This is a genomic window from Pseudomonas sp. GW458-11-26-14-LB4 (assembly GCF_059423925.1).
Window position 1 is genome coordinate 1 of record NZ_JBWKYU010000012.1, and the last position, 23,096, is coordinate 23,096.

Below are 23,096 nucleotides of genomic sequence, written 5' to 3' on the forward strand. Positions count from 1 at the left end.
AGTGTAGATCTGCGTGGTCGACAGGTCGCTGTGGCCCAACAGCATCTGCACCACCCGCAAATCGGCGCCATGGTTGAGCAGGTGTGTGGCAAACGCGTGACGCAAGGTGTGCGGCGACAGCGATTTACCAATGCCGGCGACCTTGGCCTGATGCTTGATGCGGTGCCAGAAGGTCTGGCGGGTCATCTGCTCGCCGCGCTGGCTGGGGAACAGCACATCACTGGGGCGCCCGCCCAGCAGCTCGCTGCGGCCATCGCGCAAGTAGCGCTCGACCCAGACAATCGCTTCCTCGCCCATTGGCACCAACCGCTCCTTGCTGCCCTTGCCCATCACCCGCAACACGCCCTGACGCAGGTTGACCTGTTCCAGAGTCAGACTGATCAGCTCGGTCACCCGCAGCCCGCAGGCATACAAGACTTCGAGCATGGCGCGGTCGCGCTGGCCGATGGCTTCGCTCAGGTCTGGTGCCTTCAGCAAAGCTTCAACGTCGGCTTCCGACAAGGATTTGGGCAATGGCCGACCGAGTTGCGGCATATCCACGCGCAAGGTCGGATCGACCGAAATCAGTTTTTCCCGCAGCAGGTAGCGATAAAAGCCACGCACACCGGAGAGAAATCGCGCGGTGGAGCGAGGTTTGTAGTTCTGTTCCAGACGCCAGGCCAGGTGGTCGAGGATCAGTTCGCGACCGGCATTGATCAGCTCGAGACCTTTGTCCTGCAACCAGCCGTTGAACAGCGCGAGATCGCTGCGGTAGGCGTCGCGAGTGTTGTCGGAGAGACCTTTTTCCAGCCAGAGGGCGTCGAGAAACTGGTCGATCAGTGGGTGGTCGATGGCAGGCATGGGCGCTCAAGACACGCAGGCTTGGCACTGCGCGCAAATAAAGAGTGAACGGTTGAAATGGCCGCTAGTCTTTCATAGCCCGCTATTTCAAGGAACAGGGAGCTTCAATGAACGAGCAGCAAATTCTGTTGGCTTTCGGTGGTATCGGTGCCGCCGCGCTGGGCTGCCAATGGCTTGCCTGGCGCCTGAAACTGCCGGCGATTCTGTTTCTGCTGCTGACCGGCATTCTGGCGGGCCCCGTGCTGGGCTGGCTCGACCCGCAGGAAATGTTCGGCCCGCTGCTGATGCCGCTGGTGTCGCTGGCGGTGGCGCTGATTCTGTTTGAAGGCAGCCTGACCCTGCACCTGTCGGAATGGCGCGAGATCGGCAGCGTCGTGCATCGCCTGGTCACCATCGGAGCGCTCTCGACCTGGATAGTGATTGCGGTCGCGACCCACTGGCTGCTGGGCTTCGACTGGCTGCTCGCCATCCTGTTCGGCAGCCTGACCCTGGTTACTGGCCCGACCGTGATCGTGCCAATGCTGCGCGTGGTGCGGCCGAAGGCTTCGATCGCCAACATCCTGCGCTGGGAAGGGATTGTGATCGACCCGATCGGCGCGCTGCTGGCGGTGGTGGTCTACAGCTTCATCATTGCTCGGTCCGAAGGAAATGGCCTGGAACAGAGCCTGCTGACATTCGGCGGGGTGATTGCCTGCGGCAGTGCGTTCGGCGTCGCCGGTGGCTGGCTGCTCGGCACGATCATCCGGCGCCAATGGCTGCCGGAGTATTTGCACAATCTGGCATCGCTCGCCGCGGTGCTGGGGATATTCATCGCCGCCAACCAGGTGATGCACGAATCCGGGCTGCTGGCGGTGACGCTGATGGGCATGTGGCTGGCGAACATGAAGGGCGTGGACGTGCGGCATATCCTGCACTTCAAGGAAAACCTCAGCGTGCTGCTGATTTCCGGGCTGTTCATTCTATTGGCGGCGCGACTGGATCTGAACGCTTTGATCAGTCTCGGGCCGCTGGTGCTGATTCTGTTGCTGGTGATCCAGTTGATCGCCCGACCGCTGAACGTGGTGCTAAGTACCGCCGGTTCGGGTCTGAGCTGGCGTGAGCGTGCATTGTTGTGCTGGATTGCCCCGCGCGGGATCGTCGCGGCGGCAGTCTCGGCGATCTTTGCGATTCGCCTGGATGAAGCGGGCCATGAAGGTGCATTGTTGCTGGTGCCGCTGACCTTCGCGGTGATCATCGGCACCGTCGTACTGCAAAGCGCGACTGCCCGGCCACTGGCCCGACTGTTGAAAGTTGCGGAACCAGCGCCCAGCGGCTTCCTGATCGTCGGGGCGAACGGGCCTGCGCGCCTGCTCGGCAAGTCGCTGCAACAGCTGGGCAGCCGGGTGCTGCTGACGGATTCAAGCTGGGAGAACATCCGCGCGGCGCGCATGGATGGCTTGCCGACCTACTTTGGCAATCCGGCTTCGCAGCATGCCGATGCGCATCTGGACCTGGTCGGACTGGGGCATCTGCTGGCGCTGTCACCGTCGGGCGAACTCAATACGCTGGCGGCCATGCGCTTTCGCCATGACTTTGGTCATCAACGATTGTTCGGACTGGCCAGTGGTCAGGAGAGCCGACGCAGCGACAAGCACCGCGCCAGCCTCGAACATCGCGGCAATCAACTGGGGAGCGAGGCGCTGACTTACGCCAGACTCGCCAGCCAATTGGGCCAGGGCGCCGACCTGTACAGCACGACATTGACGGACGGGTTCGGCTGGGACGATTACCGGGCGCTGCATGGCAACCGCGCGACGCTGCTGTTCATGCGCGATGACAGCGGCTGGGTGCATGTCGTGACACCGGAAACCGTGTTGAAGCCGGGACCGGGGTGGACGTTGCTGGCGCTGATTCAGCCGGAGAGTGGCAGCGCCTGATAGAACAAATCGCGGGCAAGCCCGCTCCCACAGTGTCCGTGTCGAACACAACATCAGCGGACAACACAAAATCTGTGGGAGCGGGCTTGCCCGCGAATGCCGCGGCTCGGTGCTGGATCAGGCCGCGAAACCCGGCAGCACCGGCACCGGACGCTTGTCATCATCAATGGCAACAAAGCTGAACTGCCCGTGAATGGCCTTCTCACGCCCGTCACAGCTCATGCTTTCGACGAACACTTCCACCTCGACCTTGAGACTGGTGTTGCCAACCTTGATCACCCGCCCGACCAGCTCGACGATGGATCCTGCCGGGATCGCGTGATTGAAGTCGATGCGATCGGTCGACACGGTCACCAGCGGCAAACGGCAAAACCGCGTGGCGGTGATGAACGACACTTCGTCCATCCAGGCCAGCGCGGTGCCGCCGAACAGGGTGTTGTGGTGGTTGGTGGTCGGCGGGAAAACCGCCTTGGTCACGCGGGTCACCGAGAGTTCGGTGCGGCGTTCGATTTCTTGCTCGCGAGGGGTCATGGGTCAGGCCTGGAACGGAATGCTGTGGATAAATTGCGGGCAACAAAAAAGCAGCCCGTAGGCTGCTTTTTTCTGCATCGGAAGCTGGACTTAAGCCAGTTTTTCCTTGATGCGAGCTGCTTTACCCGACAGGTCGCGCAGGTAGTACAGCTTGGCTTTACGTACGTCACCGCGACGTTTGACAGCCATGCTGTCGATCTGCGGGGAGTAGGTCTGGAAAGTACGTTCTACGCCAACACCGTTGGAGATTTTACGAACGGTGAACGCACTGTTCACGCCGCGGTTACGCTTGGCGATTACAACGCCTTCGAACGCTTGCAGACGGGAACGATCGCCTTCCTTCACTTTCACCTGAACGACGATGGTGTCGCCCGGGGCAAAGGTAGGGATTTCTTTGGTCATCTGCTCTGCTTCGAGTGCAAGGATGATTTTGTTGGTCATGCTGTGCTCCTAAGGTAAATCGTCTGATCTACCATCGATACGTTGTTAACTATCGTCCCGCTCGCGGATGTATTCCTCGAGCAGCTTCTTCTCTTCTCCAGAAAGCGAGCGGCTTTCCAGAAGATCGGCGCGTCGTTCATAGGTCCTACCAAGGGACTGCTGTAAACGCCAACGCCGGATATGCGCGTGATTGCCACTCAGCAACACGTCGGGAACACGCTGATCCGCATACACCTCAGGTCGGGTGTAGTGCGGGCAATCCAGCAGACCATCCGTAAAGGAATCTTCCTCAGCGGAATCCGCATGCCCTAAAGCTCCGGGCAGCAGTCGTGTAACCGCATCGATCATGACCATGGCCGGCAGCTCGCCGCCAGACAACACATAGTCACCAATCGACCACTCTTCATTGACATGAGCATCAATAAAACGCTCGTCAATGCCTTCATAGCGACCGGCAATCAGGATCAACGCATCCGATTTAGCCAGTTCGCGTACCGCCGACTGAGTCAGTTGACGGCCTTGGGGGGACAGGTAAATCACCTTCGCCGCCTCCCCGGCTGCTGCCTTGGCCTGAACCAGAGCATCTTCCAGGGGCTTGATCTTCATCACCATGCCCGGACCACCGCCAAACGGGCGATCGTCCACAGTGTGATGCCGATCCGTCGTGTAATCCCGCGGATTCCAACAGGTCAGCTGCAAGAGCCCCTGTTTGACCGCACGACTGGTAATGCCGTACTCACTGATGGCCGAGAACATCTCGGGAAACAGCGTAATGACGTCTACGCGCAGGCTGGCCATTGCTTAGAAGTCCGCGTCCCATTCCACCCTCATCACGCCTGCTTCCAGGTCGATTGCCAGCACGCATTGCTCCGTATAGGGCAACAACCGCTCGCGATCATCCAGGCTGCCGACGCAGGGCTTGACCACCAATACATCGTTCGCGCCGGTCTCCAACAGGTGATCAACCTTGCCGAAGAATTCTTCGTTCTGGTTGATGACACTCAGACCCTGCAACTGGTACCAGTAGTACTCGTCGCCAGTCAGGTTGGGCAAAAGGCTTCGCGAGATGCAAATCTCGTAACCACTCAGAAGACGGGCTTCATCGCGATCGTCGAGGCCTTTGAGCTTGGCAACCAGATCCTTTTGGGTGGATCGGCCGCTGACCAGCTCGACCTGCTTTACCACGCCTTCGCGCCGAAGCGTCCAGTTGCGGTAGTTCAACAGGTTTTCAATCGGATCGGTAAAGGAAAAGACCTTCACCTCGCCGCGAACGCCGTGAACCGAAAAAATCTTGCCGACAACGATCAGGTCATCAGCTTTTTCTGGCGTCGCGCTCATACTGCTCAGGCTGCAGCCTTGGCAGATTCCTTCAGCAACTGAGCAACACGCTCAGAAGGCTGTGCACCAACGCTCAGCCAGTAGGCAACGCGCTCTTGGTTCACGGACAGACGAACTTCCTGACCACGGGCAACAGGGTTGAAGAAACCAACCTGTTCTTTGTGGGAACCGTCACGCGGGTTGCGGGAGTCGGTTACGGTCAGGTGGTAAAACGGGCGCTTTTTGGAGCCGCCAAGGGCAAGACGGATTGTTAGCATGTGAACATCGTTCCTGTAGTCGGTGCTGCAAATCTAAATGCACAGCGGGCATGGGTGCCCGAAAGGCCGCATATTCTAAGGAATATCCGGACTTTTGCAAATGACTTTTTCCGGCGCCTGTGGCATGCCGTGCAGATTTGCATATGGGGCCGTCGTTCAAAACGGCCGGTCAGCTCCCGCCGAGTGCGGGTTTGCTGTTGATCCTGCGTCCTTGCAGGGTCTGCGCCGGTGCGACGACCGGCGAGATTCCAGTGTCCCGTCTCATCCATTTCGCTCACTTATGGCGAGTGGCTGATGCCCTCAAGCAAGGCGCCGCGACGAGTCATAGCCCGCTATGGCGAGGAGCGGCAACGCAGCATGAGGGCATCAGACGCCGCCATAAGTGAGCAGAATGGGTGAGACGGGACACCTTACATCTTCGGCATGCCGCCGCCGGGCAACATACCGCCCATGCCGCGCATCATTTTCGCCATTCCGCCCTTGGCGGAGAATTTCTTCATCATCTTCTGCATCTGCTTGTGCTGCTTGATCAAGCGACCGATGTCCTGCACCTGGGTGCCGGAACCCATGGCGATCCGGCGCTTGCGCGAACCACTGATCAGCTCAGGGTCGCGGCGCTCGGCCGGGGTCATGGAGTTGATGATGGCTTCCATCTGCTTGAACTGCTTCTCTGCGGCGTTCTGGGCGTTGCCCATTTGCGAGAGATTGACGCCGCCGATGTTCGGCAGTTTGTCCATGAGCCCACCTAGGCCGCCCATGTTCTTCATCTGTTGCAGCTGATCGCGGAAGTCTTCGAGGTCGAAGCCCTTGCCCTTCTTCAGCTTTTTAGCAAGCTTGTCGGCCTTGTCCTTGTCGAGCGTCGCTTCAGCCTGCTCGATCAGGCTGAGCACGTCGCCCATGCCGAGGATCCGCGAAGCGATACGCTCGGGGTGAAACGGATCGAGCGCTTCGCTCTTCTCGCCCATACCGATGAACTTGATCGGCTTGCCGGTGATTGCGCGAACGGACAGCGCGGCACCGCCACGGGCATCACCGTCGACCTTGGTCAGGATCACACCGGTCAGCGGCAGTGCATCACCGAAGGCCTTGGCCGTGTTGGCCGCGTCCTGACCGGTCATGGCGTCGACCACGAACAGGGTTTCAACCGGATTGATCGCGGCGTGCAGCGCCTTGATCTCGCCCATCATCTCTTCGTCGATGTGCAGACGACCGGCGGTGTCGACGATGACCACGTCGATGAATTTCAGTTTTGCTTCTTTAATAGCCGCGTTGGCGATATCGACCGGCTTCTGGCTCAGGTCGGACGGGAAGAACGTCACGCCGATGTCGTTGGCCAGGGTTTCCAGCTGTTTAATAGCAGCAGGACGGTAGATGTCCGCCGACACGACCATGACCGACTTCTTCTTGCGCTCTTTAAGGAAGCGCGCCAGCTTGCCGGCGGTGGTGGTTTTACCCGCACCCTGCAGACCGGCCATCAGAATGACGGCAGGCGGCACGGCGCTCAGGTTCAAGTCTTCGTTGGCCGCGCCCATCAGGCTTTCGAGTTCGGCCTGGACGATCTTCACGAACGCCTGGCCCGGCGTCAGGCTGCGCGACACCTCGGTGCCGACAGCGCGTTCCTTGACCGAATTGACGAAGTCCTTGACCACCGGCAGGGCGACGTCGGCTTCGAGCAACGCCATGCGCACTTCGCGCAGGGTGTCTTTGATGTTGTCCTCGGTCAGTTTCGCCTTGCCGGTGACATGGCGCAGCGTCTGCGAGAGACGGTCGGTTAAGTTTTCAAACATTGCGCGATCCTTTCAGGCCCTGTGTAGACCGGGATAATGGCGGCCCAGACCGGAATCAACATGTGCTCGGCGAGCCTGCGGCGTGGGCAGGTCGCGGATTATAGCGAAGACTGCGTCTGGCGGACACCTCGCTGTCAGCTTGCCGGTCTTTCGTGCAATGGCGGTTCTATGCCAAACTCAGCCCCTTTCGGGCTTGCCTAACAGGATTTATGCTCCCCTTGTCACCGAGTTTGCTGACCACCCTCGCCGCCGCCCTTCTCTACGCCGCTGCGACTCTCTATCAGGGCACCCGCCTGGCCACTGGCGCCAAGGCCAACAAGCGCCTGCTGGTCTCGCTCGGCGTCCTCGCCGTGCTGGCCCACAGCGCCAGCCTGCTCACCCATTTATTGACGCCGATCGGTCTGGGCCTGGATTTCTTCAGCGCTTCCAGCCTGATTGCGGCGGCCGTCATTGCCCTGACCCTGCTGGCCTGCTCGCGGATCCCGGTGGAAAACCTGTTGGTGCTGCTGTTCCCGCTGGGTGCAATCACGGTGCTGCTGGCGCAATTCGCGCCGACCGGCACGGTGCAGGTCATCGATGAAGAACCGGGCATTCTCGCGCACATTCTGCTGTCGATCCTCGCCTATGGCATGTTCACCATTGCGGTGTTTCAGGCCTTGTTGCTGCTGGTGCAGGATCACCAGCTCAAGCACAAGCACCCGTCCGGGCTGATCAAGAATTTCCCGCCGCTGCAGACCATGGAAAGCCTGTTGTTCGGCTTCCTCTGGGCCGGCTGGACGCTGCTGTCGCTGTCGCTGATTTCCGGCTGGCTGTTCGTCGAGAACCTGTTTGCCCAGCACCTGGTGCATAAAACCCTGCTGGCCTGCCTGGCCTGGATCGTGTTCAGCGTCCTGCTGTGGGGCCGTAACCGGCTCGGCTGGCGCGGGCACAAGGCAATCCGCTGGACCCTCGCCGGTTTCTGCCTGCTGATGCTCGCGTATTTCGGCAGCAAACTGGTTCGTGAATACATCCTGCACATCTGACGGGCGGCATAAATGGACGGTTTGCCCATAGGGCCGATGCTCGCGGTATTTGTTCTGCTGATTCTCTGGTCGGGGCTGTTTACCGCCGTCGAAGCGGCGCAACAGCACCTGCTCGCGCAACGCACCGCCTCCCGCGCCAGCGACAAGCCGCTGGCAAAGCTCAGTTTCCCGCTCGAAAGCCTGATCCTCTGCAATACCCTGTGCCGCGCCCTCGCCGTCATTCTGGCCACGCTGCTGGCAATCTTTCTCTGCGAAGAAAACGGCCCCTGGGCGGCTTGCCTCGGTGCCGGCGCCCTGCTGCTGGTCTTTGCCGACTATTTCCCCCGCGCCCTCGCCCAGCGTTATCCGGATGCGGTGTTGGCGTTCGGCAATACGCTGCTGGCGGTCCCGCTGAAGGTGGTTTACCCGCTTGCCTGGTTGCTCAGCCGCATCAGTGCTTTGCTGATGCGCCCGTTCATTCGCAAGGCCCAGGTGGTGCAACAGAGCGAAGATGATGTGCCGACGGAGCGTCATGACGACCCGGATCATCCGGTGCGCCCACACCCGGTTTCAGGCATCCATGCGCTGGACAACATCACGGTCAACGACATTCTGGTGCCGCGCAGCGATGTCGACGGCATCAACCTCGACGATCCGATCGAAGAAATCATCGAGCAATTGCGCAAGAACCGGCGCACTCGCCTGCCCGTCTTCCACAGCGATATCAATCAGGTCGAAGCGGTGCTCAACACCCGGCAGATCCGTCACCTGCTGGACAATGGCAGCCTGACCCGCGAAGCGTTGCTGGCGGCCAGTTACGAGCCGTATTTCGTCCCTGAAAGCACCCCGCTGCAACTGCAACTGCTGAACTTCCACAAGCAGCAGCGGCGTCTGGGCATGGTGGTGGACGAGTACGGCGAAGTCCTCGGCATCGTCACCCTGGAAGACATTCTCGAAGAGATCGTCGGCGAATTCGAAAGCGAGCACAGCCTCGACAATCCGCACATCCACCCACAGGCCGATGGTCGCATGGTGATCGATGGCGCGGCGTCGATTCGCGAACTGAACAAATGCCTGGGCTGGCACCTGCCCAGCGACGGCCCCCGGACCCTCAATGGCCTGGTAACCGAAGCGCTGGAAACCATCCCGGAAAGCGCGGTCTGCCTGAAGATCGGCCGCTACCGGCTGGAGATTCTCGAAACCGAAGAGAACCGGGTGAGCAAAGTCCTGATCTGGCACACCACTTCGGCCCCGGCGCTGGCCACGGCGCGCTAGGCAGCCTCTTGTTCAATCGTTAGCCACCTTCCTATAATCGCGGGGCTTACCCAAGCCCCGCCGAACCGCGTGCTTACCCCGCACCCGACAAATTCCGGCCGGTTCATCGGCAATATCCGCATCACACCGACGACTGTTCCTACCTGAAGCAGCGATCGCGCCTCATCCCACATCCCTGGGTGTTCGACCATAATAATTCGCTCCAACGGAGCTCATGACTGTCAGGGATCACCGCATGACGACCAGTACCGCTTACAGCGACACCACGCCTGCCCAACCGACCAACTCCGCCACCCGCGTGGCCACGGCGAGCTTCATCGGCACGGCCATCGAGTTCTACGATTTCTACGTCTACGCCACCGCCGCTGCGCTGGTGATCGGGCCGGTGTTTTTCCCGCAGACTTCCGGCACGGCGCAGATGCTCTCGGCATTCCTGACCTTCGGCATCGCCTTCCTCGCCCGACCTTTGGGTTCGGCGCTGTTCGGCCACTTCGGTGACCGGATCGGGCGCAAATCGACCTTGGTGGCTTCGCTGCTGCTGATGGGTGTCTGCACCACGCTGATCGGCGTGCTGCCGGGTTACGACAGCATCGGGGCCTGGGCGCCGATCCTGCTTTGCGTGCTGCGCTTCGGCCAGGGCCTGGGATTGGGTGGCGAATGGGGCGGCGCGGCGCTGCTGGCCACCGAAAACGCCCCGAAAGGTAAACGGGCGTGGTTCGGCATGTTCCCGCAACTCGGCCCTTCGATTGGCTTTCTGGCTGCCAACGGCTTGTTCCTGACGCTGGCCATGACGCTCAATGATGAACAATTCCGCAGCTGGGGCTGGCGGATTCCGTTCCTGCTCAGCGCCGTGCTGGTGATGGTCGGGCTGTACGTGCGCCTCAAACTCCACGAAACCCCGGTGTTCGCCAATGCCATCGCCCGTCAGGAGCGAGTGAAAGTTCCGCTGGTCGAGCTGTTCAGCCAATACTGGGCACCGACGCTGCTGGGCGCCGCCGCCATGGTGGTCTGCTACGCACTGTTCTACATCTCGACGGTGTTTTCCCTGAGCTACGGCGTATCCACATTGGGTTACAGCCGCGAGACATTCCTCGGGCTGCTGTGCTTTGCGGTGCTGTTCATGGCGGCTGCCACGCCTTTGTCGGCGTGGGCAAGTGACCGTTACGGGCGCAAGCCGGTGCTGATCGTCGGCGGTGTGTTGGCAATTCTCTCCGGGTTTCTGATGGAGCCGCTGCTGACTCAGGGATCGACCTGGGGCGTGGCGCTGTTCCTGTGCATCGAGCTGTTTCTGATGGGGGTGACATTCGCCCCGATGGGTGCGCTGCTGCCGGAACTGTTTCCGACGCATGTCCGGTATACCGGTGCATCGGCAGCCTACAACCTCGGCGGCATTGTCGGAGCCTCAGCGGCGCCGTTCTTCGCGCAGAAACTGGTGGCGATGGGTGGTTTGAGTTACGTCGGCGGGTATGTGTCGGCGGCCGCGGTGCTCAGCTTGATCGCTGTGCTGTGCCTGAAGGAAACGCGTAATAACGATTTGAATCAGGTGTCGTAAATGCCCTGATCGCTCCCGCCCGATGCGGGAGCGATCAGGTTGCGAGATTACAGCTCTACAACGACCGCCTGGGAAGCACGGGTCGCCTTGGCGCGAGCGGCTTCAATCGACTCGTCACGGGCCAGTGCAACACCCATGCGGCGCTGACCGTTGACTTCAGGCTTGCCGAACAGACGCAGCGCGGTATCCGGCTCGCTCAGCGCAGCCCCGAGGTTGGCGAATGCGGTCTGGGTCGACTGACCTTCCACCAGGATCACCGCCGAGGCCGATGGGCCGAACTGACGGATCAGTGGCACCGGCAGGCCGAGGATCGCCCGGGCGTGCAGGGCGAACTGCGACAGGTCCTGGGAAATCAGGGTTACCAGACCGGTGTCATGCGGACGCGGCGACACTTCGCTGAACCACACCTGATCGCCTTTGATGAACAGCTCGACGCCGAACAGGCCACGCCCCCCCAACGCTTCGGTCACGGCTTTGGCAACGCGCTCGGATTCAGCCAGCGCCACCGGGCTCATGGCCTGTGGCTGCCAGGATTCCTGATAGTCGCCCTTCTCCTGACGGTGGCCGACCGGCGCACAGAAAGTTGTGCCGCCGACATGACGCACGGTCAGCAGAGTGATTTCGTAGTCGAAATCGATGAAGCCTTCGATGATCACGCGACCTTTGCCGGCGCGACCGCCCTCTTGGGCGTAATCCCAGGCTTTCTGCACGTCATCGGCGCTGCGCAGCAGGCTCTGGCCCTTGCCCGACGAACTCATCACCGGTTTTACGACGCATGGGAAACCCAGGTCCTGAACGGCCTTGCTGTAATCCTCGAAGGTGTCGGCGAAGTGGTACGGCGAAGTCGGCAGGTCCAGCTCTTCGGCGGCCAGGCGACGGATACCTTCGCGGTTCATGGTCAGTTGCGCGGCGCGAGCGGTCGGGATCACGGTGAAGCCTTCGGCTTCCAGTTCGACCAGAGTCGCGGTGGCGATGGCTTCGATTTCCGGCACGATGAAGTGCGGCTTCTCGGCTTCGATCACTGCACGCAGGGCGGCGCCGTCGAGCATGTTGATCACGTGGCTGCGATGGGCAACCTGCATGGCCGGCGCATTGGCGTAACGGTCAACGGCGATCACTTCAACGCCCAGGCGTTGCAGCTCGATCACCACTTCTTTGCCCAACTCACCACAGCCACACAGCAATACGCGGGTCGCGGTCGGCGACAATGGAGTTCCGATACGGGTCATCTCAGGTCCTCAAAGAAGCGGATCATCGAGGAAAGCAACGCCAGACGCGCTTTCCATGGGGAGAAAGCGCGGCATTTTACATGAACCTGAGGGTTTGGCTTCAGCCGGCGACAGCCTGTTTGCGTTCGCGCCAGGCCATGATCAGCCAGACCGCAGTCACACCGGCGAACTTCGAGGCCAGCGCGGTGATGAGCACCGGCGGCGTCAGCAGGTCGATCATGCCGAAGAAGATGAAGGTATCGAGGGGAATGCTCAGCGCCGAGCTGATCCACAAGCGGTCGCGCAACGGGCGCTTGGTGATGGTGAACACCAGCCAGTCGATGCATTCGGAGACCGCGAATGCCGTGGCGCTGGCCAGTGCAATCGACGGATCGGACGTGACATAGGACAGCACCAGCGCCGCCAGCATCGCCACAATCGCGCCGTGGCCGAAGCGGATCTGCACCATGTCGCGCAGCACGAACACCAGCCCACCCCAGGCCGACCAGATGATGTCCAGGTGCGGCGCGGTGGAGAAGGCGAAGTTGATCAGCACGACGCTGCTGATGTAGGCGATGAGGAAAATCATGGGCGTGACCTGTCAATTTGGCGCACAGGTTACTTCAGCCCTTCGATCACGCCAATCAAATCGGTTATTGCCCTGGCGTTTTACCGATCATCCAGACCAGGCCACTGGCCTTCGCCCGCTCATGACAGAGCCCGAGGACAACCCGGCGTTCATCATTCGTCATCCCGCTCCAGCGAGTGATCTCCTCGACCGTACGCTGGCAACCGGTGCAAATGTCGTCTTCGTCCAGCGCGCAAATGCTCACGCACGGCGAGGCGACAGGTTTTTCCGGGGTTGTCATTCTTCCTGCTCGACCAGATCGCGCGCATAGCGCTGGGAGTTATGCACATAGTGCGCGGCACTGGCTTCGAGCATCTTCTTCTGCGGCTCGGTGAGTTCGCGCACGACCTTGCCCGGCGAGCCCATCACCAGCGAACCGTCAGGAATTTCCTTGCCTTCGCCGATCAGCGAATTGGCGCCGATGATGCAGTTCTTGCCGATTTTCGCGCCGTTGAGGATGACGGCGTTGATGCCGATCAGGCTGTAGTCGCCGACCGTGCAGCCGTGGAGCATGGCGTTGTGGCCGATGGTCACGCCGGTGCCGATGGTCAACGGATAGCCCATGTCGGTGTGCATCACCGTGCCGTCCTGCACGTTGCTGTTCTTGCCGATCAGGATCAGTTCGTTGTCGCCGCGCAACACGGCGTTGAACCAGACGTTGGCGCCCTCTTCCAGTTTGACCTTGCCCACCAGCACGGCATTGGGGGCGACCCAGCTCTGCGGATGGGTTTCGACACGGGCGTCGCCCAGGCGGTATTTCATCTTGTTTTCCTCAGGGCTCACGATGGCTGGCCATTCGAGCGATGGCTTCAGGTATTGATGAAGCTTTTAGGCGGCTGATGCAGGCTGATTTTGGCGTCATAGAGCAGGTTGATCAACTCGACGATCATGATCGCCGTCAGCCCCCAGATCTTGTATTCGCCGTAACGGTAGCTCGGCACGTACCAACTGCGACCCTGATAGTCGATGCGGTGGGTGTGTTCGCGCGGATCCTTGCGGAAGAACTCCAGCGGCACGCTGAACACCGCAGCAATCTCGGCATCATTGGCCTGGTATTCGACAAAATCGGGAATCACCCCGACATACGGCGTGACCTTGATGCCATGCAGGGAAATCAGCGGACTGAGCGGACCGATCACTTCGACCAGTCCTGGCGGCAGGCCGATTTCCTCTTCGGCTTCACGCAGGGCGGTGAAGATCAGATCCGGGTCTTCGGGATCGCGTCGTCCACCGGGGAAGGCGACTTCGCCGCCGTGGGTCGAGAGCCCGCTGGCGCGCAGGGTGAGGACAAGTTCGGGTTCGTCACTGCGAGTAATCGGCACCAGGACAGCGGCCTCGGGGAAACGCGTGTCGGTCTCCAGCGTGCGCGGCGTGTGATTGCTTACCCGGTGCAGTAGCTCGTCCAGCATAAGTGTTCTCGATCGGTGCCTTACCCTGCATCATGCACCAATCATTGCGACCGCCCAAGCCCCGAACGGCGGTCATGTCGCGAAACGACAACTTGCCGACTGACACCGCTGCACGCCAAGATAGGCGCAGCATTCAGGAACCCCAGCATGAAATTTTGCAGCCAGTGCGGCAACCCGGTGACCCAGCGCATTCCCGAAGGCGACTCGCGGCTGCGATTCGTCTGCGACAGCTGTCAGACGATTCACTACCAGAACCCCAATATCGTGGCCGGTTGCGTGCCGACCTGGGGCACCAAAGTCCTGCTGTGCCGCCGCGCCATCGAGCCACGCCTCGGTTACTGGACGCTGCCCGCCGGGTTCATGGAGAACGGCGAGACCATCGAACAGGCCGCCATTCGCGAAACCGCCGAGGAAGCCTGCGCCCGGGTGCGCAACCTGAGCATCTACACCCTGATCGACGTGCCACATATCAGTCAGGTGCATGTGTTTTTCCGCGCCGAGCTGGCGGATCTGGACTTCGCCGCCGGCCCCGAAAGCCTGGAAGTGCAACTGTTCGACGAGGAAGACATTCCCTGGGACGAGCTGGCTTTCCGTACGGTGGGCCGTACTTTGGAATGTTTCTTCGCTGACCGGCGCGTCGAGGTCTATCCGGTTCGCTCCGAATCGATCCCGCCGCTCACTCAACCGGCCATTACTTGATTTCGACGGCGGCCGGCCGATAACCGGCTAACGCAGCCCGCGACAGCGCCTGCACACTATCTATAAATAAAGTATCTGCTTCATTTCTGGGGAATCGTTTCAATGCGCTGGTTGCTTGCCCTGTTCTGCCTGTCGTTCGTCACCGTCTCCCAAGCGTCATTCGTGACCACCGTGACGCCTTCGAACACCCCGCTCATCGAAAAAGTACTGGTGCTCAAATCGGCCCATCAGCTGCAGTTGATTGCCGACGGCAAGCCACTCAAGAGCTATCGCATTTCCTTGGGCAAGGGCGCGAAAAAAGGCCCGAAGCTGATTGAGGGCGACAAGCGCACACCGGAAGGTTTCTATTGGATCGACTGGCGCAAGACCAGCGACAAATTCAACCTGTCGATGCACATCTCTTACCCGAACATCAGCGACTCCGCCCGCGCCCGCCGCGAAGGCGTCGAGCCTGGCGGCATGATCATGATCCACGGCACGCCGGACTCCGAAGACAACCCGGAACAACTGTTCCATACCCTGGACTGGACCGATGGCTGCATCGCCATGCGCAACGTCGACATGCGCGAAGTCTGGAACCTGGTGCCGGACGGCACGATGATCGAAATCCGCCCCTGATTCCGTAACCAGGCAGTTGTTGCAATGGGCCGCGAAGCGGCCCTTTCTCCTGACCATTGGTCGCCCGTAAAAAATAAATTCAAAAGATCGCAGCCTGCGGCAACGTCTGAACGGTGATACCACTTTCACCCGCCAGAACTGCCGCAGACGGCGATCTTTTGCTTTCCATAGCCCACCGCTAATACCACTTGAAGCCACCCGCCCTGAAACACCCGATTCCAAAGGACTACAGGCCTTTCCGCTGCGTTGACATGGTATGCAAGTGGTATTAGTTTTCGCCGAAACAGCGAGCGACAACAAACCAATATCAGCTCCGGAAGTGCCTTGCATGAACGACCTCCACGCCCTGCGCCCTGACGACTCCCAGCCGACGCCGCTGTACCTGCAACTGGCGCGCAACCTGGAAGCGGCGATCCATGCCGGCCAGTGGAAAGCCGAACAGGCGATGCCGTCGGAACGCAATCTCAGCGAGATGTTGGGGATTTCCCGGGTCACCGCGCGCAAGGCGCTGGAAGTCCTGCTCGATCAAGGTCTGATCCGCCGCCTGCAAGGTTCCGGCACTTTCATCACCCCGCGCCTTGAACAACCGCTCTCGCGTCTGTCGGGTTTCAGCGAAATGCTGCGCCTCAAGGGCTTCGTGCCCAGCTCGCAATGGCTCGAGCGGGAAATCACCCTGCCGACCCACGAAGAACTGATCCGCCTCGGCCTGTCGCCGAACGACAAGGTCGCGCGCATGAAACGCCTGCGCAAAGCCGACGACACCGTGATGGCCATCGAGATGAGCACCCTGCCCGCCTCGATCATGCCCAAGCCACAGGTGGTGGGCGATTCCCTCTACGAACACCTCGACAGCATCGGCAAACCGATCGTGCGCGCCTTGCAGCACATCCAGGCGATCAACGCCTCGGACGAGTTCGCCGCACTCGTCGGCATCGCCCCCGGCACCGCGATGCTGCTGATGACCCGGGTCGGCTACCTGGAAGACAACACGCCGATCGAAGTCACCGACACCTATTGCCGCAACGACTACTACGACTTTGTTGCAGAGCTTCGCCGCTGATCAGCAGCCAGGCCAAACGAGAGAAGCGAAATGTCTGAAGACAACATCCTCACCGCTGACGGCTGGATTCGCGGCCGGCTGATCCACGAACACGGCAGAGTCGTGTCGATCGAAGGCGTGCCTTGCGATCCGGCGACCAATGACCTGCCTTATCTGCTGCCGGGTTTCATCGACCTGCACGTCCACGGCGGTGGCGGCAAGGACATCATGGAAGGCGCCAGCGCGTTCGAGACCATCACCAAGACCCACGTGCGCTTCGGCACCACCTCGCTGCTGGCCACCACCATGACCGCGCCGAGTGCCGAGATTGCCAGCGTGCTCAAGGAGGTCGGCGAATTCTGCGAACAGCGTCCGAAAGGCGCCGCCCGAGTGCTCGGCGTGCACCTCGAAGGCCCGTACATCAATCCCGGCAAACTCGGCGCCCAGCCGAACTTCGCCCACACCGCGTTGATGGCCGAAGTCGAAGACTATCTGGCACTCGCGCCAATCCGGGTGATCACCATCGCCCCGGAAATCGCCGGCCATGACGGCTTGATTCGTGAACTCAGCAGCCGTGGCATCCGCATGCAGATCGGCCACACCCTCGGCAGTTACGAGGAAGGCGTCGCCGCCCTCGAAGCCGGCGCCACCAGTTTCACCCACTTGTACAACGCCATGAGCCCGCTGCATCACCGCGAGCCTGGCATCGTCGGCGCGGCGCTGGCCCATGCCAAATTCGCCGAGCTGATTCCGGACTTGCTGCACGTACACCCCGGCGCGATCCGCGTCGCCCTGCGCTCGATTCAGTGCCTGTACTGCGTCACCGACTCGACCGCCGCCGCCGGCATGCCCGACGGTGAATACAAGCTCGGCAGCCACACCGTCACCAAATGCCTGGGCGGCGTGCGCCTGCCCGACGGCACCCTGGCCGGCAGCACTCTGACCATGGATCAGGCCCTGCGCAATCTGGTGAAAATCGGTCTGCCGATCGCCGAGGCCTCGCAACGTCTTTCGCAATTCCCCGCCGACTATCTCGGCATCACCGAACGCGGGCGCCTGCAACCCGGCGCCTGGGCCGACTGCGTGCGGCTGGATCGCTCACTCACACTGACCGCCGTCATGGTCGAAGGAGAAGACATTGACTTCAAAAATGCTTGAGGAGGCGCTGTCCTCGTTCGAGGCCGTGCAAGCACAACTGCAACAGCTCGACCCGCCAATGATCGAGATCGCCGGACGCCTGCGCCGTCAGCCGCCGCAAGTGGCGATGACCGTTGCCCGTGGCAGCTCCGACCATGCGGCGAGCTACTTCGCCTACCTGACCATGCAGCAACTCGGCGTACCGGTGGCGTCGCTGCCGATGTCCGTGGTGACCATGCAACAGGCGCCGTTGAAGGTCAGCGGTCAGGTCGCGTTCGCGTTCTCCCAATCGGGCCAGAGCCCGGATCTGGTCAACAGTCTGCGTCTGCTGCGCAAACGCGGCGCCCTCAGCGTGTCGATGGTCAACGCTGCCGATTCGCCGCTGGAAGCTGCTTGTGAATTCAGCCTGCCGTTGCTGGCCGGCACCGAAAGCAGCGTCGCCGCGACCAAGAGTTTCATCGCCACCCTCAGCGCCAGCGCCCGCCTGATTGCCCACTGGAAAGAAGACAGCGAATTGCTGGAGGCGCACAACGCCCTGCCCGAAGGCCTGCGCGAAGCTGCGCAACAGGACTGGAGCCTGGCCATCGACGCCCTGCGTGATTGCGAACGCCTGATGGTGATCGGCCGTGGCGCCGGTTTCGCCATTGCCCAGGAAGCCGCGCTGAAATTCAAGGAAACCTCGGCGATCCAGGCCGAAGCCTTCAGCAGCGCCGAAGTCCGCCACGGCCCGATGGCCCTGATCGACGAACATTACCCGTTGCTGGTGTTCGCCCCGCGCGGTGCCGAACAGGCCGGTCTGCTGAGCCTGGCAGCCGAGATGCGCCAACGCGGCGCCCGCGTGCTACTGGCTGCGCCGGATGACGTGAGCGAGCGCGACCTGACCCTCAGCCGTGCCGAACACCCGGCCCTCGACCCGATCCTGGCGATCCAGAGTTTCTATGTGATGGCGGCCGGCCTGGCCGTGGCCCGTGGCATGGACCCGGATCAGCCGCGACACCTGAGCAAAGTCACCCGTACGCACTGAGTCCAAACCGAACGTTTTCCTGATGAGACCGAGCCATGCACAACAACAATAAAGAGCTGACTTTAAGCGCCCCGCTCAGCGGCCCGGTGCTCACGCTCGCCAAAGTCCCGGACGCGGTGTTCGCCAGCGGCGCAATGGGCGACGGCATTGCCATCGATCCGCTGAACGACACCCTGTATTCGCCCTGCGCCGGCGTGGTGATTCACGTCGCCCGCACCGGCCATGCACTGACCGTGCGCGCCGACAACGGCGCCGAGCTGTTGCTGCACCTTGGTCTGGACACGGTGGAGTTGCAGGGCGAAGGCTTCTCGATGCTGGTCAAGGAAGGCGCGCGGGTCAGCAATGGCCAGCCGCTGCTGCGCTATGACCTGGACAAGGTCGGCCGCCAGTGCAAAAGCCTGGTCAGCCTGCTGATCCTGACCAACAGCCAGGATTTCCAGGCGCGCCCCATCACCCTGAAAACGGTGAAGGTGGGCGAGCCACTGCTGCACATCGTCGCTCGTCACAGCGCAGCGGCGAACACAGAGGAACTCGGCGGCCCGGAAGTTCACGGCCACGTGCAGGTCGCCCATCGCGGCGGTCTGCATGCACGCCCGGCGGCGTTGATCCGCCAGACCGCGCAAGGTTTCAAAAGCCATTCGCAGCTGCATTTCGCCGGCAAGTCGGCGCCGTGCAACAGCCTCATCGGTTTGATGGGCCTGGCGATTGGCGAACAGGACGAAGTGCAGGTCAGTTGCCAGGGCCCGGACGCACAGGCTGCGTTGCAAGCCTTGCTCACCGCACTGGCCACCGCCCTGCCGGAGGATCATCACGCCGCCGCACCGGTTGCCGCCACTCCACGCAATCGCCCGGCCGAGGCCGGTGTGTTGCACGGCGTGTGCGCCGCACCAGGTATGGTCGGCGGGCCGCTGTTTCGCTTGAACGCGATCAGCCTGCCAGCCGACAGCGGCAATCATCAGCCCGAGCAACAACTACAGATTCTCGACACCGCGCTGAATCAGGTTCGCAGCGAAATCGACGGCACCCTCGCACAAGCAAAAAAACACCGCAATGCCGACGAAGAAGCAATCTTCGCCGCGCACCTGGCCTTGCTGGAAGACCCGGCCCTGCTCGACGCCGCCCGGCAATCGATCGAAATCGGCACGGCGGCGACTCACGCCTGGAGCCAGTCCATCGATGCGCAATGTGAAGTGCTGCGAAACACCGGCAGCCCACTGCTGGCCGAGCGCGCCAACGATCTGCGCGACCTCAAGCAACGGGTGCTGCGCGCGCTGCTCGGTGAGGCCTGGCATTACGACGTGCCGACCGGTGCCATCGTCGCCGCTCACGAACTGACGCCTTCGGATTTGCTGCAACTGAGCGCGCAAGGCGTCGCCGGTTTGTGCATGGCCGAAGGGGGCGCAACGTCCCACGTGGCGATTCTGGCCCGGGGCAAAGGCCTGCCGTGCATGGTCGCACTGGGCTCGGCGCTGCTCGATCAGACGCAAGGCCAATCGGTGGTCCTCGACGCCGACGGCGGGCGCCTCGAACTGACGCCGAATGCCGAACGTCTGGCCGAAGTCCGCCAGGCGCAGATCGACCGCCAACAACGTCGTGACGCCCAGCAAGCTCAGGCCCATCTGCCGGCGGAAACCCGCAATGGCGTGGCCATCGAAGTGGTCGCCAACGTTGCCTCCAGCCACGAGGCGGCCGATGCGTTTGCCAACGGCGCCGACGGCGTCGGCCTGTTGCGCACCGAGTTTCTGTTCGTCGATCGCCACACTGCGCCGGACGTCGAAGAACAACGCGCCGCCTATCAAGCTGTGATCGATGCCATGGGCGGCAAATCGGTGATCATCCGCACCATCGACGTCGGCGGCGACAAACAACTCGACTACTTGCCGCTGCCGGTGGAAGCCAACCCCGTACTCGGCCTGCGCGGCATTCGCCTGGCCCAGGCCCGCCCGGAAATCCTCGATCAGCAACTGCGCGCCCTGCTGCAAGTCAGCCCGTTGCAGCGCTGCCGGATACTGCTGCCGATGGTCACCGAAGTCGACGAACTGCTGCACATCCGCCAGCGGGTCGATGCGCTGTGTCTGGAACTCGGCATCAATCAACGTCCGGAAATCGGCGTGATGATCGAAGTCCCGGCCGCCGCCCTGCAAGCCGAACAACTGGCCGAACACGCGGACTTCCTGTCCATCGGCACCAACGACCTGTCGCAATACACCCTGGCCATGGACCGCGACCACGCAGGCCTCGCCGCACGGGTCGATGCCTTGCACCCGGCGCTGCTGCGCCTGATCGCCATGACCTGCGAAGGCGCGGCGGTGCATAAACGCTGGGTTGGCGTGTGCGGCGCCTTGGCTTCCGATCCGCTGGCGACGCCGGTGTTGATCGGCCTGGGTGTGAGCGAACTGTCGGTGAGCCCGGTACAGATCGGCGAAATCAAAGACCGCGTGCGCCAGTTGCACGAAGCCGAATGCCAACGCCTCGCCCGGGACTTGCTCAAGCTGAGCAGCGCCGCCGCGGTGCGTCATGCCTGTCATCAACATTGGCCTCTGCGCTAACAAAAACAACAAGGACAAACGCCATGTACCAACTCTTCATCGAAGGCCTGCAACGCCTCGGCCGCGCGCTGATGCTGCCGATCGCGATCCTGCCGATCGCCGGCCTGCTGCTGCGCCTGGGCGACACCGACCTGCTGAACATCGCGATCATCCACGACGCCGGCCAGGTGATCTTCGCCAACCTGGCAATGATCTTCGCCATCGGCATCGCGGTCGGCTTCGCCCGGGACAACAACGGCACCGCCGGCCTCGCCGGAGTGATCGGCTACCTGGTGATGATCTCCACCCTCAAGGTGCTCGACGCCAGCATCAACATGGGCATGCTCGCCGGGATCGTCAGCGGCCTGATGGCCGGCGCGCTGTACAACCGCTTCAAGGACATCAAGCTGCCGGAGTACCTGGCATTCTTCGGTGGCCGGCGTTTCGTCCCCATCGTCACCGGTTTCAGCGCGGTCGGCCTGGGCGTGCTGTTCGGCTATATCTGGCCGCCGATCCAGCACGGCATCAACAGCTTCGGCACCCTGCTGATGGAAAGCGGCAGCTTCGGCGCGTTCGTCTTCGGCGTGTTCAACCGCCTGCTCATCGTCACCGGCCTGCACCACATCCTCAACAACATGGCGTGGTTCGTGTTCGGCAACTTCACCGATCCAACCACCGGCGCACTGGTCACCGGCGATCTGTCCCGCTACTTCGCCGGCGACCCGAAAGGCGGCCAGTTCATGACCGGTATGTTCCCGGTCATGATCTTCGGCCTCCCCGCCGCCTGCCTGGCGATGTACCGCAACGCCCTGCCGGAGCGACGCAAAGTCATGGGCGGGATCTTCCTGTCGATGGCCCTGACCGCGTTCCTCACCGGCGTCACCGAACCCATCGAATTCGCCTTCATGTTCCTCGCACCGCTGCTGTTCCTGCTGCATGCGCTGCTGACCGGATTGTCGATGGCAATCACCAACGCCTTGAACATCCACCTGGGCTTCACCTTCTCCGGCGGTTTCATCGACATGGTGCTGGGTTGGGGACGCTCGACCAACGGCTGGCTGGTGGTACCGGTAGGACTGGTTTATGCGGTCATCTACTACGCGGTGTTCGATTTCTGCATCCGCCGCTTCAACCTGAAAACCCCGGGACGCGAAGACGTCGCCACCGCCGACAAAGCGGTCCTGACCGAAAACGAACGCGCAAGCGCTTACATCAAGGCACTCGGCGGCGCGGAAAATCTGGTCACCGTCGGCGCATGCACCACGCGGCTGCGACTGGAAATGGTCGATCGCAACAAAGCCTCCGATGCCGATTTGAAAGCTCTGGGCGCGATGGCCGTGGTACGTCCGGGCAAGGGCGGCAGTTTGCAGGTTGTTGTGGGGCCGATGGCCGACAGCATTGCCGACGAAATCCGCCTGGCGATGCCTGCATTGGGCCGAGCCGTAGTGGCTGCTCCTGTCGCCGTCGTCGAAACCAGTGAGCCCGTTGCTGTAGCCGCACCGCAGGCCCAGCAATGGCTGAGCGCCCTGGGCGGCAGCGACAACGTGCTTCAACTCGACTGCATCGCCATGAGCCGGATCCGCCTGCAACTGGCCGATGGCAAAGCGCTCTCGGAAAGCCGATTGAAAGAACTTGGATGTTTAGGTGTGAGCGCGCTGGAAGATGGCGTGTGGCACTTGCTGGTGGGTGAGCGGGCGCAGAGTTTGAGTGCGGCGCTTGAGGGGTTGGTTAATCGGAGTGAGGTGAGTGCCAAGGTTTAGGGCGACCTCTGAATCGATGGGTGGGGGTGATTCGAGGCTTCTTTATAGGACTCCGAATCCAGCCCTCACCCTAGCCCTCTCCCGGAGGGAGAGGGGACTGACCGCGTT

Annotated in this window: 23 protein-coding genes; 11 read left to right on the top strand and 12 right to left on the bottom strand. The window is 61.8% G+C overall.

Features of this window, described 5'->3' with window-relative positions:
- On the bottom strand, window positions 1-840 hold an 840-nt coding region (gene xerD / locus AC07XZ_RS16935), incomplete at its 3' end, for a site-specific tyrosine recombinase XerD (RefSeq protein ID WP_102686932.1).
- A 107-nt stretch (window positions 841-947) separates the two neighbouring features.
- On the opposite strand from xerD, the gene AC07XZ_RS16940 reads away from it, so the two are divergent.
- Window positions 948-2,756: a cation:proton antiporter gene (locus AC07XZ_RS16940; protein ID WP_085747022.1), complete on the top strand. Its 1,809-nt coding sequence runs from the start codon at window positions 948-950 to the stop codon at window positions 2,754-2,756.
- Window positions 2,757-2,873: 117 nt separating this feature from the next.
- On the opposite strand, the gene AC07XZ_RS16945 is transcribed toward AC07XZ_RS16940, so the two are convergent.
- The 6 genes from AC07XZ_RS16945 to ffh all read right to left on the bottom strand — a co-directional run bounded on the left by AC07XZ_RS16945 (window position 2,874) and on the right by ffh (window position 7,110).
- On the bottom strand, window positions 2,874-3,287 hold the full coding sequence (locus AC07XZ_RS16945; protein ID WP_011332614.1) for an acyl-CoA thioesterase: 414 nt from the start codon (window positions 3,285-3,287) through the stop codon (window positions 2,874-2,876).
- Between the two features lie 90 nt (window positions 3,288-3,377).
- Complete coding sequence (rplS, locus tag AC07XZ_RS16950) at window positions 3,378-3,728, bottom strand: 50S ribosomal protein L19 (RefSeq protein ID WP_003175895.1); 351 nt, start codon at window positions 3,726-3,728, stop codon at window positions 3,378-3,380.
- A 45-nt stretch (window positions 3,729-3,773) separates the two neighbouring features.
- The gene (gene trmD / locus AC07XZ_RS16955; RefSeq protein WP_085747021.1) at window positions 3,774-4,526 is read right to left on the bottom strand and encodes a tRNA (guanosine(37)-N1)-methyltransferase TrmD; all 753 of its coding nucleotides are present in this window, start codon (window positions 4,524-4,526) and stop codon (window positions 3,774-3,776) included.
- Between the two features lie 3 nt (window positions 4,527-4,529).
- Complete coding sequence (rimM, locus tag AC07XZ_RS16960) at window positions 4,530-5,066, bottom strand: ribosome maturation factor RimM (RefSeq protein WP_007954628.1); 537 nt, start codon at window positions 5,064-5,066, stop codon at window positions 4,530-4,532.
- Window positions 5,067-5,071: 5 nt separating this feature from the next.
- Complete coding sequence (gene rpsP / locus AC07XZ_RS16965; protein WP_003198088.1) at window positions 5,072-5,323, bottom strand: 30S ribosomal protein S16; 252 nt, start codon at window positions 5,321-5,323, stop codon at window positions 5,072-5,074.
- A 410-nt stretch (window positions 5,324-5,733) separates the two neighbouring features.
- Window positions 5,734-7,110, bottom strand: a complete 1,377-nt coding sequence (gene ffh / locus AC07XZ_RS16970) for a signal recognition particle protein (RefSeq protein ID WP_007954627.1) — start codon at window positions 7,108-7,110, stop codon at window positions 5,734-5,736.
- 209 nt (window positions 7,111-7,319) lie between these two features.
- Between ffh and AC07XZ_RS16975 the strand changes: the two genes are divergently transcribed.
- From AC07XZ_RS16975 to AC07XZ_RS16985, 3 genes are all read left to right on the top strand, one after another.
- Entirely contained in the window at window positions 7,320-8,132 is an 813-nt protein-coding gene (locus AC07XZ_RS16975; protein ID WP_007954625.1) for a cytochrome C assembly family protein, read from the top strand.
- Window positions 8,133-8,144: 12 nt separating this feature from the next.
- Entirely contained in the window at window positions 8,145-9,386 is a 1,242-nt protein-coding gene (locus tag AC07XZ_RS16980; protein WP_085747020.1) for a transporter associated domain-containing protein, read from the top strand.
- 235 nt (window positions 9,387-9,621) lie between these two features.
- A complete protein-coding gene (locus AC07XZ_RS16985; protein ID WP_102686929.1) occupies window positions 9,622-10,938 on the top strand; it encodes an MFS transporter in 1,317 nt (438 codons plus the stop codon).
- Between the two features lie 47 nt (window positions 10,939-10,985).
- On the opposite strand, the gene purT is transcribed toward AC07XZ_RS16985, so the two are convergent.
- From purT to AC07XZ_RS17010, 5 genes are all read right to left on the bottom strand, one after another.
- Window positions 10,986-12,167, bottom strand: coding sequence for a formate-dependent phosphoribosylglycinamide formyltransferase (gene purT / locus AC07XZ_RS16990; protein WP_039769540.1), 1,182 nt, complete (start codon window positions 12,165-12,167; stop codon window positions 10,986-10,988).
- Between the two features lie 100 nt (window positions 12,168-12,267).
- Window positions 12,268-12,735: a preQ0 transporter gene (locus AC07XZ_RS16995; RefSeq protein WP_007954619.1), complete on the bottom strand. Its 468-nt coding sequence runs from the start codon at window positions 12,733-12,735 to the stop codon at window positions 12,268-12,270.
- Window positions 12,736-12,799: 64 nt separating this feature from the next.
- Window positions 12,800-13,015: a DUF1289 domain-containing protein gene (locus AC07XZ_RS17000; protein WP_102686928.1), complete on the bottom strand. Its 216-nt coding sequence runs from the start codon at window positions 13,013-13,015 to the stop codon at window positions 12,800-12,802.
- Entirely contained in the window at window positions 13,012-13,536 is a 525-nt protein-coding gene (locus AC07XZ_RS17005; protein ID WP_007954617.1) for a gamma carbonic anhydrase family protein, read from the bottom strand. The genes AC07XZ_RS17000 and AC07XZ_RS17005 overlap by 4 nt, the downstream gene beginning before the upstream one ends.
- 47 nt (window positions 13,537-13,583) lie before the next feature.
- On the bottom strand, window positions 13,584-14,183 hold the full coding sequence (locus AC07XZ_RS17010; protein WP_085608172.1) for a CoA pyrophosphatase: 600 nt from the start codon (window positions 14,181-14,183) through the stop codon (window positions 13,584-13,586).
- A gap of 147 nt (window positions 14,184-14,330) precedes the next feature.
- On the opposite strand from AC07XZ_RS17010, the gene AC07XZ_RS17015 reads away from it, so the two are divergent.
- The 7 genes from AC07XZ_RS17015 (at window position 14,331) to nagE (ending at window position 22,988) form a co-directional block, all read left to right on the top strand.
- On the top strand, window positions 14,331-14,882 hold the full coding sequence (locus AC07XZ_RS17015) for an NUDIX hydrolase (protein WP_085747017.1): 552 nt from the start codon (window positions 14,331-14,333) through the stop codon (window positions 14,880-14,882).
- A 102-nt stretch (window positions 14,883-14,984) separates the two neighbouring features.
- Window positions 14,985-15,500 carry a L,D-transpeptidase family protein gene (locus tag AC07XZ_RS17020; protein WP_007954614.1) on the top strand — a complete coding sequence of 172 codons (516 nt, stop codon included), beginning with the start codon at window positions 14,985-14,987 and terminating at the stop codon, window positions 15,498-15,500.
- Window positions 15,501-15,828: 328 nt separating this feature from the next.
- Window positions 15,829-16,560, top strand: a complete 732-nt coding sequence (locus tag AC07XZ_RS17025) for a GntR family transcriptional regulator (protein WP_007954613.1) — start codon at window positions 15,829-15,831, stop codon at window positions 16,558-16,560.
- A 30-nt stretch (window positions 16,561-16,590) separates the two neighbouring features.
- On the top strand, window positions 16,591-17,697 hold the full coding sequence (gene nagA, locus AC07XZ_RS17030; RefSeq protein WP_102686927.1) for an N-acetylglucosamine-6-phosphate deacetylase: 1,107 nt from the start codon (window positions 16,591-16,593) through the stop codon (window positions 17,695-17,697).
- Entirely contained in the window at window positions 17,678-18,700 is a 1,023-nt protein-coding gene (locus AC07XZ_RS17035) for an SIS domain-containing protein (RefSeq protein WP_102686926.1), read from the top strand. The genes nagA and AC07XZ_RS17035 overlap by 20 nt, the downstream gene beginning before the upstream one ends.
- A 35-nt stretch (window positions 18,701-18,735) precedes the next feature.
- Window positions 18,736-21,249 (top strand): phosphoenolpyruvate--protein phosphotransferase, encoded by a 2,514-nt coding sequence (gene ptsP, locus AC07XZ_RS17040; RefSeq protein ID WP_102686925.1) that lies wholly within the window; start codon window positions 18,736-18,738, stop codon window positions 21,247-21,249.
- A gap of 23 nt (window positions 21,250-21,272) precedes the next feature.
- On the top strand, window positions 21,273-22,988 hold the full coding sequence (gene nagE / locus AC07XZ_RS17045; protein ID WP_102686924.1) for an N-acetylglucosamine-specific PTS transporter subunit IIBC: 1,716 nt from the start codon (window positions 21,273-21,275) through the stop codon (window positions 22,986-22,988).
- The last annotated feature ends 108 nt before the right edge of the window (window positions 22,989-23,096 follow it).